This window comes from Planotetraspora kaengkrachanensis, assembly GCF_016862895.1.
In the GTDB taxonomy this organism is placed as follows: Bacteria; Actinomycetota; Actinomycetes; order Streptosporangiales; family Streptosporangiaceae; genus Planotetraspora; species Planotetraspora kaengkrachanensis.
On the sequence record NZ_BONV01000003.1, the window covers coordinates 189,992 to 204,684 of the forward strand.

Annotated in this window: 13 protein-coding genes; 5 read left to right on the forward strand and 8 right to left on the reverse strand. The window is 70.5% G+C overall.

The window, feature by feature from the left end; genetic code table 11:
• Positions 1 to 87 precede the first annotated feature (87 nt).
• Entirely contained in the window at positions 88 to 651 is a 564-nt protein-coding gene (locus Pka01_RS05515; RefSeq protein ID WP_203881491.1) for a winged helix-turn-helix domain-containing protein, read from the forward strand.
• A 53-nt stretch (positions 652 to 704) separates the two neighbouring features.
• Positions 705 to 1,931 (forward strand): MFS transporter, encoded by a 1,227-nt coding sequence (locus Pka01_RS05520; RefSeq protein WP_203881492.1) that lies wholly within the window; start codon positions 705 to 707, stop codon positions 1,929 to 1,931.
• Here Pka01_RS05520 and Pka01_RS05525 read toward each other — a convergent pair.
• The 6 genes from Pka01_RS05525 to Pka01_RS05550 form a co-directional block, all read right to left on the reverse strand.
• Complete coding sequence (locus Pka01_RS05525; protein WP_203881493.1) at positions 1,914 to 2,294, reverse strand: type II toxin-antitoxin system death-on-curing family toxin; 381 nt, start codon at positions 2,292 to 2,294, stop codon at positions 1,914 to 1,916. The genes Pka01_RS05520 and Pka01_RS05525 overlap by 18 nt on opposite strands.
• Positions 2,291 to 2,494, reverse strand: a complete 204-nt coding sequence (locus tag Pka01_RS05530) for a CopG family transcriptional regulator (RefSeq protein WP_203881494.1) — start codon at positions 2,492 to 2,494, stop codon at positions 2,291 to 2,293. Before Pka01_RS05530 ends, Pka01_RS05525 begins: the two co-directional genes overlap by 4 nt.
• Positions 2,495 to 2,658: 164 nt before the next feature.
• Positions 2,659 to 4,791: a xanthine dehydrogenase family protein molybdopterin-binding subunit gene (locus tag Pka01_RS05535; protein WP_203881495.1), complete on the reverse strand. Its 2,133-nt coding sequence runs from the start codon at positions 4,789 to 4,791 to the stop codon at positions 2,659 to 2,661.
• Positions 4,788 to 5,282, reverse strand: coding sequence for a (2Fe-2S)-binding protein (locus tag Pka01_RS05540; RefSeq protein ID WP_203881496.1), 495 nt, complete (start codon positions 5,280 to 5,282; stop codon positions 4,788 to 4,790). Before Pka01_RS05540 ends, Pka01_RS05535 begins: the two co-directional genes overlap by 4 nt.
• Positions 5,279 to 5,968 carry a GntR family transcriptional regulator gene (locus Pka01_RS05545; RefSeq protein WP_203881497.1) on the reverse strand — a complete coding sequence of 230 codons (690 nt, stop codon included), beginning with the start codon at positions 5,966 to 5,968 and terminating at the stop codon, positions 5,279 to 5,281. Before Pka01_RS05545 ends, Pka01_RS05540 begins: the two co-directional genes overlap by 4 nt.
• Before the next feature lie 38 nt (positions 5,969 to 6,006).
• Entirely contained in the window at positions 6,007 to 6,537 is a 531-nt protein-coding gene (locus Pka01_RS05550; RefSeq protein WP_203881498.1) for a VOC family protein, read from the reverse strand.
• A 143-nt stretch (positions 6,538 to 6,680) separates the two neighbouring features.
• On the opposite strand from Pka01_RS05550, the gene Pka01_RS05555 reads away from it, so the two are divergent.
• From Pka01_RS05555 to Pka01_RS05565, 3 genes are all read left to right on the forward strand, one after another.
• The gene (locus Pka01_RS05555) at positions 6,681 to 8,861 is read left to right on the forward strand and encodes an alpha-ketoacid dehydrogenase subunit alpha/beta (protein ID WP_203881499.1); all 2,181 of its coding nucleotides are present in this window, start codon (positions 6,681 to 6,683) and stop codon (positions 8,859 to 8,861) included.
• 11 nt (positions 8,862 to 8,872) lie between these two features.
• Complete coding sequence (locus Pka01_RS05560; RefSeq protein ID WP_203881500.1) at positions 8,873 to 10,222, forward strand: 2-oxo acid dehydrogenase subunit E2; 1,350 nt, start codon at positions 8,873 to 8,875, stop codon at positions 10,220 to 10,222.
• A 136-nt stretch (positions 10,223 to 10,358) separates the two neighbouring features.
• Positions 10,359 to 11,222 carry an aldo/keto reductase gene (locus Pka01_RS05565; protein WP_203881501.1) on the forward strand — a complete coding sequence of 288 codons (864 nt, stop codon included), beginning with the start codon at positions 10,359 to 10,361 and terminating at the stop codon, positions 11,220 to 11,222.
• Between the two features lie 98 nt (positions 11,223 to 11,320).
• On the opposite strand, the gene Pka01_RS05570 is transcribed toward Pka01_RS05565, so the two are convergent.
• Positions 11,321 to 13,033, reverse strand: coding sequence for a glycerol-3-phosphate dehydrogenase/oxidase (locus Pka01_RS05570; protein WP_239114756.1), 1,713 nt, complete (start codon positions 13,031 to 13,033; stop codon positions 11,321 to 11,323).
• 144 nt (positions 13,034 to 13,177) lie between these two features.
• Positions 13,178 to 14,686, reverse strand: coding sequence for a glycerol kinase GlpK (gene glpK / locus Pka01_RS05575; protein WP_203881503.1), 1,509 nt, complete (start codon positions 14,684 to 14,686; stop codon positions 13,178 to 13,180).
• Positions 14,687 to 14,693 lie beyond the last annotated feature (7 nt).

Consider the following 14,693-nt stretch of genomic DNA (forward strand, 5'->3'; position numbering starts at 1 on the left):
ACCCATGCGCGGCGGATCGCGGTGATCAGGCATGAGAGATACACAAGAGTTATTGCACAATGATTGTTGTGCATTTAGGGTGACCGCATGCCTGATCGCCCCATGCGTGAAATCCACGACTCGAAGGTGCTCGCCGCCATGTCGCATCCGCTGCGCCGGCGTCTGCTCGACGTCCTGCGCGTGGACGGCCCGTCGACGGCCTCGATGCTCGCCGACAGCACCGGGCAGGCCGTCGGGAACATCAGCCATCACCTGAAGGTGCTCGCGGCGAGCGAACTCGTCGAGGAGGCTCCCGAACTCGCGCGCGACCGCCGGGAACGCTGGTGGCGCGTGGTGCCGGTCAGGACCGACTGGTCGCCGTCGGACTTCCCCGACGACCCCGTCGCCGAGGCGGCCGAGTCGCTGGTCCTCGAACGGCAGACCGCCATGGCGAGACAGTGGTTCGCCGAGCGTGACGGCTATCCGGAGCCGTGGCGGCGGGCGGCCTTCACCTCCGACCACTGGGCGCGGCTCTCGGTCGCGGAACTCGCCGAACTGGAGGAGACGATCCTCGGCCTGCTGACGTCGCTCGCCGACCGGGAGATCCCCGACGACGGGCAGGAGCGCACGACCGTCTTCCTGACCGTGCGGGCCGTCCCGGGCAGGCCGTGACCGCGCCGACGCCGTCGGCTTCGGCGTCGGCTTCGCGGGGTGAACTGCTGCGCATGCGGGACTTCCGGCTGCTGTGGGCCGGCGAGACCACCAGCATGCTCGGCAGTTCGGTGGCGGGCGTGGCCCTGCCCCTGGTCGCGGTGGTGACGCTGCACGCGAGCACGTTCGCCGTCGGGCTGCTCACCGCTGCCGCCTGGCTCCCCTGGCTGCTGGTCGGGCTGCCCGCCGGAGCGTGGGTGGACCGCCTGCGGAAACGGCCGGTGATGCAGGCGTGCAACTCCGTCTCCATGGTGGTGTTCGCGAGCGTGCCGATCGCGGCCTGGCTGGGCGTGCTCACGATGACGCACCTTCTCGTGGCGGCCACCGTGGGCGGCGTCGCGAAGGTGTTCTTCACCCTCGCCTACCGGGCCTACCTGCCTGCCCTGGTCGGAGGCGAACGCCTGCTGGAGGCCAACACGAGGCTCCAGGGCAGCGAGTCGGCCGCGCAGATCGCCGGTCCCGGACTGGCCGGCCTGCTCGCTCAGGCCTTCGGCGCGGTCAGCGGCGTGCTCGCGGACGTGGTCGGCTTCGGCGTCGCCGTCCTCTGCCTGCGCTCCGTACGCACCAGGGAGGCGCTGCAGGACAGGACGGAGAAACGGCGACTGGTCGCGGAGATCCGCGACGGGCTGCTGTTCGTGACGCACGACCCCTACCTGCGCACGCTCACCACGTTCAGCGCGATGTCGAACATCGCGCTGATGGGCTTCAAGTCCATCCAGGTCGTGTACCTCTCCCGGCATCTCGGCGCGGAGCCGGGGCAGATCGGCGTCGTGCTGGCGCTGGCAGGGGCGGGCGGCCTGTTCGGCGCGGCGCTGGCCGGACGCGTCGCCGGACGGTTCGGGACGGCACGGGGATTCCTGCTCTGCGAGATGTTCGCCGCGCCGATGATGCTGCTCGGGCCGATCGCCGGCGGCGACCTCGGCCTGGTCCTGTTCGCCGCCGCGGGCGTGGGCTCCGACGCGGGCTTCGTCGCCTCGAACATCCTGACCGGCACGTTCCGCCAGCAGTACTGCCCCGCCGAGCTGTTCGGGCGGATCACCGCGAGCACGTCCGCGCTGAACTACGGGGCCGTCCCCCTCGGCGGGCTGCTCGGCGGGGTGCTCGGCGAGGCGATCGGCGTCCGGGAGACCCTGTGGCTGATGGCGTGCGCCCAGCTTCTCTCCGTCACCATCCTGCTGTTCGGCCCGATCCGCCGCCGCCGCGACTTCCCGCCTCCCCGCGGGTCAGGCGTCCCGGCGTAGCCGGCGAAGCCGACGGGCCAGGTCGGGGATGTCGTCCAGTTCGCCCTTGGCCAGGGACATGACGACGCTCTCCGCCTCGTCCACATCCTCGTAGTCGAGAATCTCGCCGTTGTCTTCAAGAAACGCGACAGCAGCGGCCCACCCGAGTCGTTTGTTGCCGTCCACCAGGGGATGGCCGAGAACGATGCTGTGCATGAGAGCGGCCGCCTTCTCCCATAGGTCCGGGTACGCGTCCTCACCGAACACCGATGTTTGCGGGCGCAACACCGCCGCATGCAGCTGACCACCGTCGCGCAGGGCGACGGTCGGCAGAACGGCACCGGCCAGAGCGAGGATGTCGTCCGTCGTGGGAAAAGACGTCATCGGGCGAGACGATCCAGCAGTTCCCGATCGCGTTGCGCGATCTTCCTGCCCATCGACTCGTAGCGTTCACGTCGGCGCCGGGCGATGTACTCCTCGATCGCGACGACCATCGCGGAATTGACGCTCTGTGCATCACCACCGGCGATCTGCTTGATCTGCTCGTAGGTCTCGTCCGGGAGCCGCAGTCGGGTCTCAGCCATAATTCAGACGGTACCACTTTCCGGTACCACTTCTTGACCCCATCCCTGTGGACTACCGAAATAGACCGTCGCGAGCGTTGATCCTGGCGGCCGGAGGGGAGCCTGCGGCGACGACAAAGCGATGTACCGCGGAGGCCAGCAGGACTTGATCTGTCCGACGCGGCCTAGTCTTCCGCGGCCTCGATGGCGGCGACGACCGCGTCCGCTGTGAGCGGGAGGTCGCGGACGCGCACCCCGATGGCCGCGGCGACCGCGTTGGCGATGGCCGCGGCGGTCGGGCCCTGGGCCGCCTCTCCCGCTCCGAGCGAGGGGGTGCCCGGCGTCTCCACGATCTCCACGGAGACCTCGGGCGCCTCGCTGAACCGCAGGATCGGATAGCTCTCCCAGTCGTCGCTGGTGATCCGGCGCCGGTCGAAGCGCACCCGCTCCTTCAGCGTCCAGCTCGCCGCCTGGGTGGCGCCGCCCTCGATCTGGTTGCGCACGCCGTCCGGATTGACGACCCTGCCGACGTCGACGGCGATGGTCAGGCGGCGGAGCCGGATGTCGCTCTCCGCCTCCACCTCGGCGACCACCGCGCAGTAGGCGCCCTTGTCCTTGTAGCGGGCGAAGCCGAGGCCGAGGCCCACCCCCTCCTCCGCCGGGTTCCCCCAGCCGGCCGACCGGGCGGCGGCCTCGAGGACGCTCCGCCCCCGGGCGTCGCCGAGATGCCTGAGCCGGTACTCGAGCGGGTCGGCTCCAGTGGCCAGGGCGAGCTCGTCCATGAACGACTCGATCGCGAACACGTTCATGTACGCGCCCAGTGCGCGCATCGCCGAGGTGCGGATGGGCGTCTCGAGCAGCCGGTGGCCGGTGACGCCGCGGTCGGGGAAGTCGTAGATCGGCACTCCGTTGCGCACCGTGCCCGCGCCGACGACCGCCGGAGGGTCGCCCGGCGCCGGATAACTCCAGGGCCGTTCGAGGTGGGCGCCCGCGAGCAGGCCGGGCACCCCGAGATAACCGGGCCGGCTGGTGTGTCCCTGGCTCCACACGTCGTACCGCCAGGACGACACCGATCCCGACTCGCCGACGACCGCCCGCACGTCGGCGGTCATGGCTGACGCGAGCGGCGACCAGGCGAGCTCGTCCTGCCTGCTCCACTGGACCTGCACGGGCAGCCCGGGCACGTCGCGGGCCAGCAGGACGGCGTCGAACGCCGCGTCGTCGGCGCCGTTGTGGCCGTAGCAGCCGGCGTTCTCCGCGTGCTCGACCTCGATGCGTTCCGCGTCCATGTCCAGCGCCTGGGCGATCGCGGCGCGCAGACCGTGGATGCCCTGGCTGTGGCTCCAGACGGACAGGGTCCCGTCGTCGTTCCAGCGGGCGATCCCGCAGCTCGGCGCCATCGACCCGTGAGCGAGAAAGGGCCTGCTGTACGTCGCCCTGATCGTGCGGCCTTCGGGCTCGGGTCCCTCGGGGGTCAGCACCTCGATGGTCTCGTGCGGCCCGGAGCGCAGGAACGCGGACAGGTCGTCCTCGTCGGGCAGCGAATCGGACTCCTCCCACGTCGTGGCGTCGCGGAGAACCTGCACGGCTCTCATCGCCTCGGCCTCGTCCGCGCCCACCACTCCGATGAACGAGCCGTCCCTGACCAGTCGCACGTCCAGGTCCGCGAGCCGGCTCTCGTCGACGCGCAGCAGCCTCGCCCCAGGCGACGGCGGGCGCAGAACCCGCCCGGACAGCTGACCCGGCAGAGCGAGGTCGTGGATGTAACGGGGGCGACCGGCGATCTTGTCGGGCAGGTCCAGTCGGGCGGCGCTCATGCCGACGAGGACCGAGCGGTCGCCGCTGGTGAGCGGCCCGCCGGGATCGGCGGCGACGTCGAGGTCGACCACGCCGGCCAGCTCGCCGTACGACACGGCACGCTCGCCGCAGCTGAACAAACCCTGCCGTACGGTCACCAGGTCGGGGTCGACGTCCCAGCGCCTGGCCGCCTCGGCGGTGAACCTCGCCCGCACCTGCGCGCACGCCGCCCGTACGGCGGGCCCCGAGTGGATGATCGACATGCTTCCGGAGGTCTGGCCCTCGTTCGGGCCGTGCGCGGTGTTGGCCGGCGGCATCCGGACCTGCTCAAGATCGACGCCGAGCTCCTCGGCGGCGATCTGCGCGAGGGCGGTGAGGATGCCCTGGCCGAGCTCGACCTTCCCGACGCGCACGTCGATCGTCCCACCGGAGTGGACCGTCACCCAGCGCGAAAGGACGGGGTTGGCCGCAAGGTCCTTAGGGAGCGCGGGCGCCGCGACGATCTCTCGCTGGACGGTCATGAGGCGTCCTCAGGTGTCACGTGGCAGGGACCTTCGCAACGCGCCTTCATCACGGCGCGCACCACGCGCCGCTGCACGCCGCAGCGGCACAGGTTCCGGTCGAGCGCCTCCACGATGGCCTCCTCGTCCGCGTCGGGGTTCGTGTCGAGGAGGGTCGCCGCGTTCACGATGATCCCGGAGACGCAGAAGCCGCACTGGGCCGCCTGTTCGTCGAGCAGCGCCTGCTGCACACGGTGGAGGCCCTCCCCCGGCTCCAGCCCCTCGACCGTCACCACGGTCCGGCCCTCCGCCGACCACATGGGGGTGTCACAGGACGCAACGACCTTGCCGTCCATCTGCACGAAGCACGCGCCGCACAGGCCGAGCCCGCAACCGAAGCGGGGGCCCTTGAGGCCCAGTTCGTTGCGCAGGGCGTGGAGCAGCGACGTGTCCGGATGTGTCTCTATCCGGACCCGCCTGCCGTTGACGGTGAGCTCGAACGCCTGCGTCATACGATCGGTCCTTCGAAAGCCTCGGGATGCCGGGACAGCTCGATGCGGGTGCGCCGGATGTGGCCGGCGAGATGCCGCTCGGCGTCGACGACGTCGCGTCGCTCGATGGCGTCGAGCAGCAGCCGGTGCTCCGCGTTGATCACCCATCGCCTGCTCGCCCCGCTCACGTTCATGAACGCCCTGCGATAGTGCTGCGTTGAGTTCCACAGCCGCACGACCATCATCGAGAGCTGGTCGACCTGGCAGCCGGTGTAGGTCATCAGGTGGAATTCACGGTCGAGGGTGAGGAACTCGCTGATCCCGGTGTCGGCCTCGATCCGCCCCTGCAGCCGGTCGAGTTCGCGGAGCTCCGTCCCCGACAGGTTGGGGATGCTCTCGGTGAGGGCGAGAGGCTCCAGCCGCTCACGGATCTTGTAGATGACGTTCAGGTCCTGCATGGACAGCCACGGCACCCTGGCGCCCTTGTTCGGCAGGTGCTCGGTGAGGCCCTCCGCCTCGAGGATCCGCAACGCCTCCCGCACCGGCAGCCGGCTGGCGCCGAGCCGCTCGGCCACGTCCTCCTGGCGGATTCGCTCACCGGGCCCGATCTCCCCGCTGAGGATCGCCGTGCGCAGATAGTCGGCGACGCGGTGACTCGCCGCGTTGGTCTGAACGCCGTTCCCCGTTCGCTGGGCCTGTACTGTCACCACTGATCCTCTTACCTGTCGGTTCCGTATGACCGGCCCTATCCGGCCGGGCGGCTCGGGGCCGCGGCGTCCTTCGCCTGCCTGTCGAAGGCCTTGCCACCGGGGTACGAGACGAGCTCGAACTGCATCCCCCAGGGGCTCAGGAAGTACACCCACCGCTGGCCCTCGCTCGGTCCTCTGCTCGCCGTCGGGCCGCCGAGCATCGTGACCCCCTTGCCTTCGAGGTACGCGACCGCCGCGTCCAGGTCGTCGACGTACAGCGCCACGTGGTGGCCGCCGATGTCGCTGTTCCTGGGCAGCGCCGCGTTCTGGTCCGGCGCGGAGTACTCGAACACCTCGAAGATCGCCTGCCCGCCGCAGCGGAAGAAGTGCAGTTGCCGCATCACCGCTCGGGGGTGGACGTTGAGGTGCTCGGACATCCAGTCGCTGTCGTCATGGCGGTAGGGGCCCAGCGTGTACATGTACTCGCACCCGAGCACATCGACGAGGAACCTGCTCGCCTCTTCGAGGTCGGGCACCGTGAAACCGATGTGGTCCACGCCGCTCAGCCCCGGAAGTCCCACGTTCATGCTGAAACTCTCCACGAGGGAACATTGGATCCAAATTAGCATAGAACGATCGAGAAACCCGTGTCCACAGCCGAAGCGTGGCTAGATATTGGATCCACTTTGTGCAACGCTTGACCTTCTGCGAACGATTGCATGGGAGAGTCATGACCGAGCACAACCGGCTCGAACCCGCCGCGCCGTGGATCGAGATCGTCGCCACCGAAGCCGACTGGGACGCGGCAGAGCCGGCTCTCCTCACGTCGATGCTCAGCCAGCTCGTGCTCATCAGGACCTTCGAGGAGTACGTCCTCGAACTCGCCAAGGAGGGCCTGGTCCACGGCCCCGCTCACTCGAGCATCGGGCAGGAGGCCGGCGCCGTCGGCTCGGTCCTTCCCCTCACCAGCGCGGACACCGTCAACGGCTCGCACCGGGGTCATCACCAGTTCCTCGCCAAGGTGCTCGCCCATGTCGAGCCGAAGGGGATCGACCCCGTCAAGGAGTTCTCCGCCGACGTGCGCGCGGTGCTGCTCAAGAGCCTCGCCGAGATCTGCGGCCTCGACCGCGGCTTCAGCCACGGCCGCGGCGGCTCCATGCACCTGCAGTGGAAGGAGGCGGGCGCGATCGGGACCAACGCCATCGTCGGCGGCGGCGTCCCGCTCGCGGCCGGCTCCGCCTGGGCGCACCGGCAGGCCGGCACCGACGCGGTGGCGGTGACCTACTTCGGCGACGGCGCCGCCAACATCGGCTCCACGCTCGAGACGTTCAACCTGGCCTCGGCGTGGCGCCTGCCGCTGTGCTTCTTCATCGAGAACAACCGCTACGCGGTCTCGACCAACGTCGAGGAGGCCACCGGCGAGCCCCGACTGTCGGCGCGCGGGCCCGGATTCGGGATCGCCAGCTGGAAGGTCGACGGAATGGATCCACTCGCGGTCCACCTCGCCATGCGGGAGGCACTCGCCCACATGCGGGACGGCAGGGGCCCGACCGTGATCGAGGCCGACGTCTACCGCTACTTCCACCAAAACGGCCCCTTCCCCGGCAGCGCGTTCGGCTACCGGACCAAGGAGGAGGAGAGGTCGTGGCGCGACCGGGATCCGATCAGGCAGCTCACCGGTCATCTCGTACGGCGCGGCATCCTCGGCGAGGCCGAGATCGACGCCCTGACCGGGCGCGCCGGGGCGCTGATGGCGGACATCGGCGGGGTGCTCCTCGAACCCCTGCCCGAAGGCAAGGCCGGTCAGCGGCGGATCAGGCCGGACGAGTGGCCCGACCCCGCCTTCGCCGACGTGGGGGTCCGCGGTGACCTGAGCGAGTTCGCCGGCGCCAGGACGGCCGACCGCGAGTCGTTCGCCGGCGAGATCGCCGAGCAGAAGTTCATCGACGCCGTCGCCGCCGTGATGGGGCGGCGGATGGAGACCGACGAGACCGTCGTCGTGATGGGCGAGGACGTGCACCGGCTCGGCGGCGGCACCAACGGCGCCACCCGCGGGCTCAAGCAGGCCTATCCCGACCGGGTCCTCGGCACTCCCATCAGTGAGAACGCCTTCACCGGCCTCGGCGGCGGAGTCGCGCTCGACGGCCGCTTCAAGCCGGTGGTCGAGTTCATGTACGCGGACTTCATGTGGGTCGCGGCCGACCAGCTCTTCAACCAGATCGGCAAGGCCAGGCACATGTTCGGCGGCGACGGCGAGGTCCCCTTCGTGCTCCGCAGCAAGGTCGCGATGGGCACCGGATACGGCTCGCAGCACTCCATGGACCCCGCGGGGATCTTCGCGACCGCGCCGGGCTGGCGCATCGTCGCCCCCACGACGCCCTTCGACTACGTGGGCCTGATGAACAGCGCGCTGCGCTGCAAGGACCCCGTGGTCGTCCTAGAGCACGTCGACCTCTACGCGTCGACGGGCGAGGGCCCGGTGGACGACCTCGACTACTGCATCCCGGTCGGCAAGGCCGCGGTACGGCGGGCCGGATCGCAGGTCACCGTCGTCTCCTACCTCGCGATGACCAACTACGTCCTGGAGGCGGTCGAGTCGCTGGACGGCGTCGACGCCGAAGTGATCGACCTGCGCTGGCTCGACCGCGCGAGCATCGACTGGGACACCATCGGCGAGAGCATCAGGAAGACCAACAACGTGGTCATCGCCGAGCAGGGAGCGGTCGGCACGTCGTACGGCGGCTGGCTGGCGGACGAGATACAACGCCGCTTCTTCGACTGGCTCGACCAGCCTGTCCAGCGGGTGACGGGCGGCGAGGCGTCGCCCAGCATCAGCAAGGTCCTCGAGCGCGCGGCCATCGCGAGGACCGAAGAAGTGGCCGCCAAGCTCACCGAGATCACGCGGTACTGAGAGGTCCTGACATGGCCAAGCTCCTGCGCATGCCAGAACTGGCCGCGAACGCGGTCGAGGCCGTCCTCCAGGGATGGCCGCTCCCGGAGGGCGCTCCGTACGCCAAGGGCGACGTGATCGCCACCGTGGAGACCGAGAAGGCCGTGGCGGACGTCGAGGCCGACGACGACGGCGTCATCCTGAAGACCCTCGTGGCCGAGGGGGCGGGGGTCGAGGTCGGCGCCCCCATCGCCGTCATCGGCGGGCCCGGGGAGAAGGTGCCCGACATCGACGCCCTGCTCGCCGAATTCGGCGTCGCCTCCCCCGCCGACCCCGCCACGAACGGCCCCGCCACGAACGACCCCGCGCCGGCGCCCTCCTCCCTCGCCGGCGCGGTCCCCTCTCAGCCGCCGTCCTCCCCCGCCGTCCCCGCGCAGGCGCCGCCGCCGGGTACGGCGGGCCCCGCGGAGACGGGGGCGACCAGGCGGATCTTCTCCAGCCCGCTCGCCCGCCGGATGGCCAAGGAGGCCGGCCTGCCGTACGAGCAGATCACCGGCACCGGGCCGAACGGCCGCATCATCCGCAGGGACGTGGAAGCGGCGCTCGCGAGCCGGGACCGGGCCGGGACCGTCCTCGTGGCGCCCGCGCCAACGCTCTCGGCACCGGCACTGGCGGCGACGGCGACGGCACAAGCGGGCGCGGGGGCCTTCACCGAGATCCCCCACTCGCGCATCCGCAGGGCGGTCGCCTCGCGGCTGACCGAGAGCAAGCAGACGACCCCCCACTTCTACCTGCGCGGCACCGCGCGGGTCGACAGGCTGCTGAGACTGCGGGAGGAGCTGAACGACGGCGCCCCCGTCCGCGTCTCACTCAACGACCTGGTGATCAAGGCGGTCGCGGGCGCTCACCTGCTGGTCCCCGCCATGAACGTCGTCTGGGCACCGGACGCCGTCCGGTCGTTCTCCTCCGTCGACGTGTCGGTGGCGATCGCGACCGAGCGCGGTCTCGTCACGCCGGTGCTCAGGTCGGTGGAGCGGATGACCGTCTCGTCCGTGGCCTCGGCCGTGAAGGACTTCGCCGAGCGGGCCAGGGCCGGGCGGCTCCGGCAGGACGAACTCGAGGGCGGGACGATCAGTGTGACGAACCTCGGCATGTACGGCACCGAGGACTTCGCCGCCATCATCAACCCGCCCCAGGCCGCGATCCTCGCCGTCGGAGCGGCCCGTCAGGAGCCGGTCGTCCGGGACGGCGGACTCGAGGTCGGCACGGTCATGCGGGTGACGCTCTCGGTGGACCACCGGCCCGTCGACGGCGTGGTCGCCGCCGAGTGGATGCGCGCCTTCCTGTCTCTCGTGGAGAACCCCGTGCGGATCCTCGCCTGACACGGACGCCCGACATGCGATGGCGGCCCCGAGGGCGATGCTCCGGATTTCAATCACTAGAGTCGAACCACAATCAGCTTCCGCGGGACGGACCCCCGCCCCGCGGAAGGACAGATGTCGTTCTTGGGGGATTCACATGCAGACCCGCCACATCGGCGATGTTCAGGTCAGCGCGATCGGCCTCGGCGGAATGCCCATGTCCATCGAGGGACGGCCGGACGAGTCACGCTCGATCGCGGCCATCCACGCCGCTCTCGACGAGGGCGTGACCCTGATCGACACCGCGGACGCCTACCACATCCACGCCGACGAGGTCGGACACAACGAGTCCCTCATCGCGCGTGCGCTGGCGAGCTACGGCGGTGACACCTCTGACGTGCTCGTCGCCACCAAGGGCGGCCACGTACGGCCCGGCGACGGCTCCTGGACGGTGAACGGCTCGCCCGAGCACATCAAGCAGGCGGCCGACGCGTCGCTGAAGCGGCTGGGCGTGGACGTGATCGGGCTCTACCAGTTCCACCGTCCCGACCCCACGGTCCCCTACGAGGAGTCTGTCGGCGCGGTCCGCGACCTGCTCGACGCGGGCAAGATCCGCATGGCCGGCATCTCGAACGCGAACCCGGAGCAGATCCGGTCGGCGAACGAGGTCCTCGGCGGCAGGCTGGTGAGCGTGCAGAACCAGTTCTCCCCTCTCTTCCGGTCGAGCGAGCCCGAACTGGACCTGTGCGCGGAGCTGGGCATCGCCTTCCTGCCGTGGGCGCCCTTCGGCGGCAGTTCGCGCGCCGGCGAACTGGGCTCCCGCTTCTCCGCGTTCGGCGAGGTCGCCCAGGCGCACGGCGTGAGCCCGCAGCAGGTCTGCCTCGCGTGGATGCTGGCCAAGGCCCCCGTCGTGATCCCGATCCCCGGCTCCTCGCGTCCGGAGTCCGCCCGCGACTCCGCCAAGGCCGTCGACCTCCAGCTGTCCGCTGACGAGCTCTCCCGGCTCGACGCCGCCAAGTGAGCGTATGACCCGAAGGGGCCGGCGATCGCATCCGTCGATCGCCGGCCCCTTGCGCGTGCCGGGCGGGCCGGCCGTCGCGGTCCGCGGTCAGCCCCTGATCAGCTCATCGCCTCCGAGGGGGTCAGGCCGCGCAGCCGTACGGCGTTGGCCGCCGCGTCGTCCGGCTCCCGCCGGGCCGCGGTGTCGGCCTGGACGTACTGCCGGTACTCGTCGATCTCCTGCTTGACCCGGTCGTCGTCCCAGCCGAGGACCGGCGCCAGGAGCACCGCGACCTCCTGCGAGGCCTCAAGCCCGTGGTCGCGTTCCTCGATGAAGATGCGGGTGCGCCGGACCAGGACGTCCTCCAGGCGCAGTGCGCCCTCGTGCGAGGCCGCGTAGACCGCCTCGACCCTCAGGTAGCCCTCCGCTCCGGGAATCGGTTCGCCCAGGCCGGGCGCCATCGCGACGATCTCGAGAAGCTCCTCCGTGCGGGAGCCGTACCGGTGCAGGAGGTGTTCCACGCGACCGGCGGAGAGCCCGGCGCGCTCCGCGAGCCGCCTCTTGTTGTTCCTGACGGCCTCGAACCCGGTCGCGCCGATGATCGGGACGCGCTCGGTGATGGACGGAGGCACGGCCTCGCCGAGGTTCCCGACCGCAGCGTCGACGGCGTCCTTCGCCATGATCCGGTAGGTGGTGTACTTGCCGCCCGCGACGACCGTCAGGCCGGGGAGCGGCCTGGTCACGGCGTGCTCGCGCGAGAGCTTCACGGTGCTCGCGCCCGACCGCCCGATCAGCGGGCGCAGGCCCACGTAGACGCCCTCGATGTCGTCGGTGGTCAGCGGCGTGTTCAGCACGGCGTTGACGTGGTCGAGGATGTACTCGATGTCCGTGTTCGTCGCGGAGGGCTCGGCCTTGTCCAGGTCCCACGCGGTGTCGGTGGTCCCGACGATCCAGTGCGGCCCCCACGGGATGACGAAGAGCACGCTCTTCTCCGTGCGCAGGATCAGACCGGTGTCGAGCCTGATCCGCTCCCTGGGCACCACGATGTGGACGCCCTTGGACGCCTGCACGGATACGCCCTCGGTCGGCCGCGCCGTCGCGGTGCCCTCGACCCCGGCCATCCGCTGGAGTTCGTCGGTCCAGACGCCGGTGGCGTTGATCACCTCCCGCGCCCTGACCTCGATCTCCGCGCCGCTCTCCAGGTCGCGTACGCGCGCCCCGGTCACCCGTGCCCCCTCGCGCAGGAAGCCGATCACCGGCGTCCTGGTGGTCACGCAGGCGCCGTACTGGGCGGCGGTCCTGGCGACCATCATGGTGAACCGGGCGTCGTCGACCTGCGCGTCGTAGTACTGGATGGCGCCGACGAGCGCGTCCTTGCGCAGCCCCGGGGCCTTCTCCAGCGTCCGCCGCAGGCTGAGCTGGCGGTGCCTGCGCAGGCCCCACCGCCCGGCGAGGGTGTCGTACAACGTGATCCCGGCACCGACGTAGAACCGTTCCCAGACCCGATGGTGCAGCGGGTAGAGGAACGAGACCGGCCGGACGAGGTGCGGAGCCAGCCGGGTGGTCAGCAGACCGCGCTCCTTGAGCGCCTCGCGCACCAGCCGGAAGTCGAACTGCTCCAGATAGCGCAGGCCGCCGTGGATGAGCTTGCTCGACCGGCTGGACGTGCCCGCCGCCAGGTCGCGAGCCTCCACGAGGGCGACGGACAGGCCGCGTGAGACCGCGTCGAGCGCTGCTCCCGCCCCCACCACGCCGCCGCCCACGACGAGCACGTCGAACTCGTGCTCACCGAGGCTGCGCAGCGCCGCGGCCCGATGCCGGGGTCCAAGCACCGACCCCGGCGATGATTCCCGAGTCGGCTCCAGGGGTGGCGCGGAGGCCGGCCCCGTATATTCAGACATCGTGTTTCGTGCTCCTCATCGATCGAGGGGAGGTGCCGGGCCGCCGCCCTGCCGGACAGGCGACCCGGCGACGTTTCACTGGACGTCGACCCAGTCGAGCGTGCGGGTGACGGCCTTCTTCCAGCCGGCGTAGCCGCGCTCGCGCTGCTCGTCGTCCCACTGGCTCTCCCAGCGGCGAGCCTCGTTCCAGTTCTGCTTGAGGTCGTCGGTGGACTGCCAGAAGCCGACGGCGAGCCCGGCGGCGTAGGCGGCGCCCAGCGCGGTGGTCTCGGCCACGACCGGCCTCGACACCGGCACGCCGAGGATGTCGGCCTGCATCTGCATGCACAGCTCGTTGGCGGTCACGCCGCCGTCGACGCGCAGCACGTCGAGGACGACCCCCGAGTCCTGCTGCATGGCCTCGACGACGTCGCGGGTCTGGTAGCAGATCGACTCCAGGGTCGCCCGAGCCAGGTGGGCGTTGGTGTTGAACCGGGACAGCCCGACGATCGCGCCGCGGGCGTCCGACCGCCAGTACGGCGCGAACAGGCCGGAGAAGGCGGGCACGAAGTACACGCCGCCGTTGTCCTCGACCTGCCGCGCCAGCGCCTCGCTCTGCGCGGCGCCGGAGATGATCCCGAGCTGGTCGCGCAGCCACTGGACGGCCGAGCCCGTCACCGCGATCGACCCCTCGAGCGCGTACACCGGCTTGGCGTCGCCGAACTGGTAACAGACCGTGGTGAGCAGGCCGTTCTGCGAGCGCACCGGCTCGGTGCCGGTGTTGAGCAGCAGGAAGTTGCCGGTGCCGTAGGTGTTCTTGGCGGTGCCGGGCTCGAAGCAGACCTGACCGACGGTCGCCGCCTGCTGGTCGCCGAGGTCGCCGGCCAGCGCCAGCTCTCCGCCCAGCAGGCGGGTGGTGCCGTACAGGTCGGGGTTGGAGGAGGGCTTGATCTCGGGGAGCATCTGGCGGGGGATGCCGAAGAAGGACAGCAGTTCGTCGTCCCAGTCGAGCGTCTCCAGGTTCATCAGCATGGTGCGGCTGGCGTTGGTGGGGTCGGTCACGTGCACGCCGCCGTCGACGCCGCCGGTGAGGTTCCACAGCAGCCACGTGTCGGTGTTGCCGAAGATCGCGTCACCGCGCTCGGCCGCCTCGCGGACGCCGTCGACGTTCTCGAGGATCCACTGGACCTTTCCGGCCGAGAAGTACGTGGCCGGGGGCAGGCCCGCCTTGCGCCGGATGACGTCTCCCTTGCCCTCGCGCTCCAGCGCCGCGGCGATGCGGTCGGTCCGGGTGTCCTGCCACACGATCGCGTTGTAGTACGGCCGGCCGGTGCGGCGGTTCCACACGACCGCCGTCTCCCGCTGGTTGGTGATGCCGAGCGCGGCGAGGTCGGAGGAGTGCAGGTTCGCCACGCGCATCGCGGTGTCCGCGACCGCGCGGGTCCGCTCCCAGATCTCGGTGGGGTTGTGCTCGACCCAGCCCGCCTGGGGGAGGATCTGCTCGTGTTCAAGCTGGTGGCGGGCCACCTCGTTGCCGCCATGATCGAAGATCATGAAACGGGTGCTCGTCGTGCCCTGGTCGATCGCTCCGACGAAGTCGGCCATCGGTCGT

Bases quoted from the DNA above. Each gene is read 5' to 3' on its own strand.
- Pka01_RS05515 (WP_203881491.1), top strand. From the start codon at position 88: ATGCCTGATCGCCCCATGCGTGAAATCCACGACTCGAAGGTGCTCGCC.
- Pka01_RS05520 (WP_203881492.1), top strand. From the start codon at position 705: ATGCGGGACTTCCGGCTGCTGTGGGCCGGCGAGACCACCAGCATGCTC.
- Pka01_RS05525 (WP_203881493.1), bottom strand. From the start codon at position 2,294: ATGACGTCTTTTCCCACGACGGACGACATCCTCGCTCTGGCCGGTGCC.
- Pka01_RS05530 (WP_203881494.1), bottom strand. From the start codon at position 2,494: ATGGCTGAGACCCGACTGCGGCTCCCGGACGAGACCTACGAGCAGATC.
- Pka01_RS05535 (WP_203881495.1), bottom strand. From the start codon at position 4,791: ATGACCGTCCAGCGAGAGATCGTCGCGGCGCCCGCGCTCCCTAAGGAC.
- Pka01_RS05540 (WP_203881496.1), bottom strand. From the start codon at position 5,282: ATGACGCAGGCGTTCGAGCTCACCGTCAACGGCAGGCGGGTCCGGATA.
- Pka01_RS05550 (WP_203881498.1), bottom strand. From the start codon at position 6,537: ATGAACGTGGGACTTCCGGGGCTGAGCGGCGTGGACCACATCGGTTTC.
- Pka01_RS05555 (WP_203881499.1), top strand. From the start codon at position 6,681: ATGACCGAGCACAACCGGCTCGAACCCGCCGCGCCGTGGATCGAGATC.
- Pka01_RS05560 (WP_203881500.1), top strand. From the start codon at position 8,873: ATGGCCAAGCTCCTGCGCATGCCAGAACTGGCCGCGAACGCGGTCGAG.
- Pka01_RS05565 (WP_203881501.1), top strand. From the start codon at position 10,359: ATGCAGACCCGCCACATCGGCGATGTTCAGGTCAGCGCGATCGGCCTC.
- glpK (WP_203881503.1), bottom strand. From the start codon at position 14,686: ATGGCCGACTTCGTCGGAGCGATCGACCAGGGCACGACGAGCACCCGT.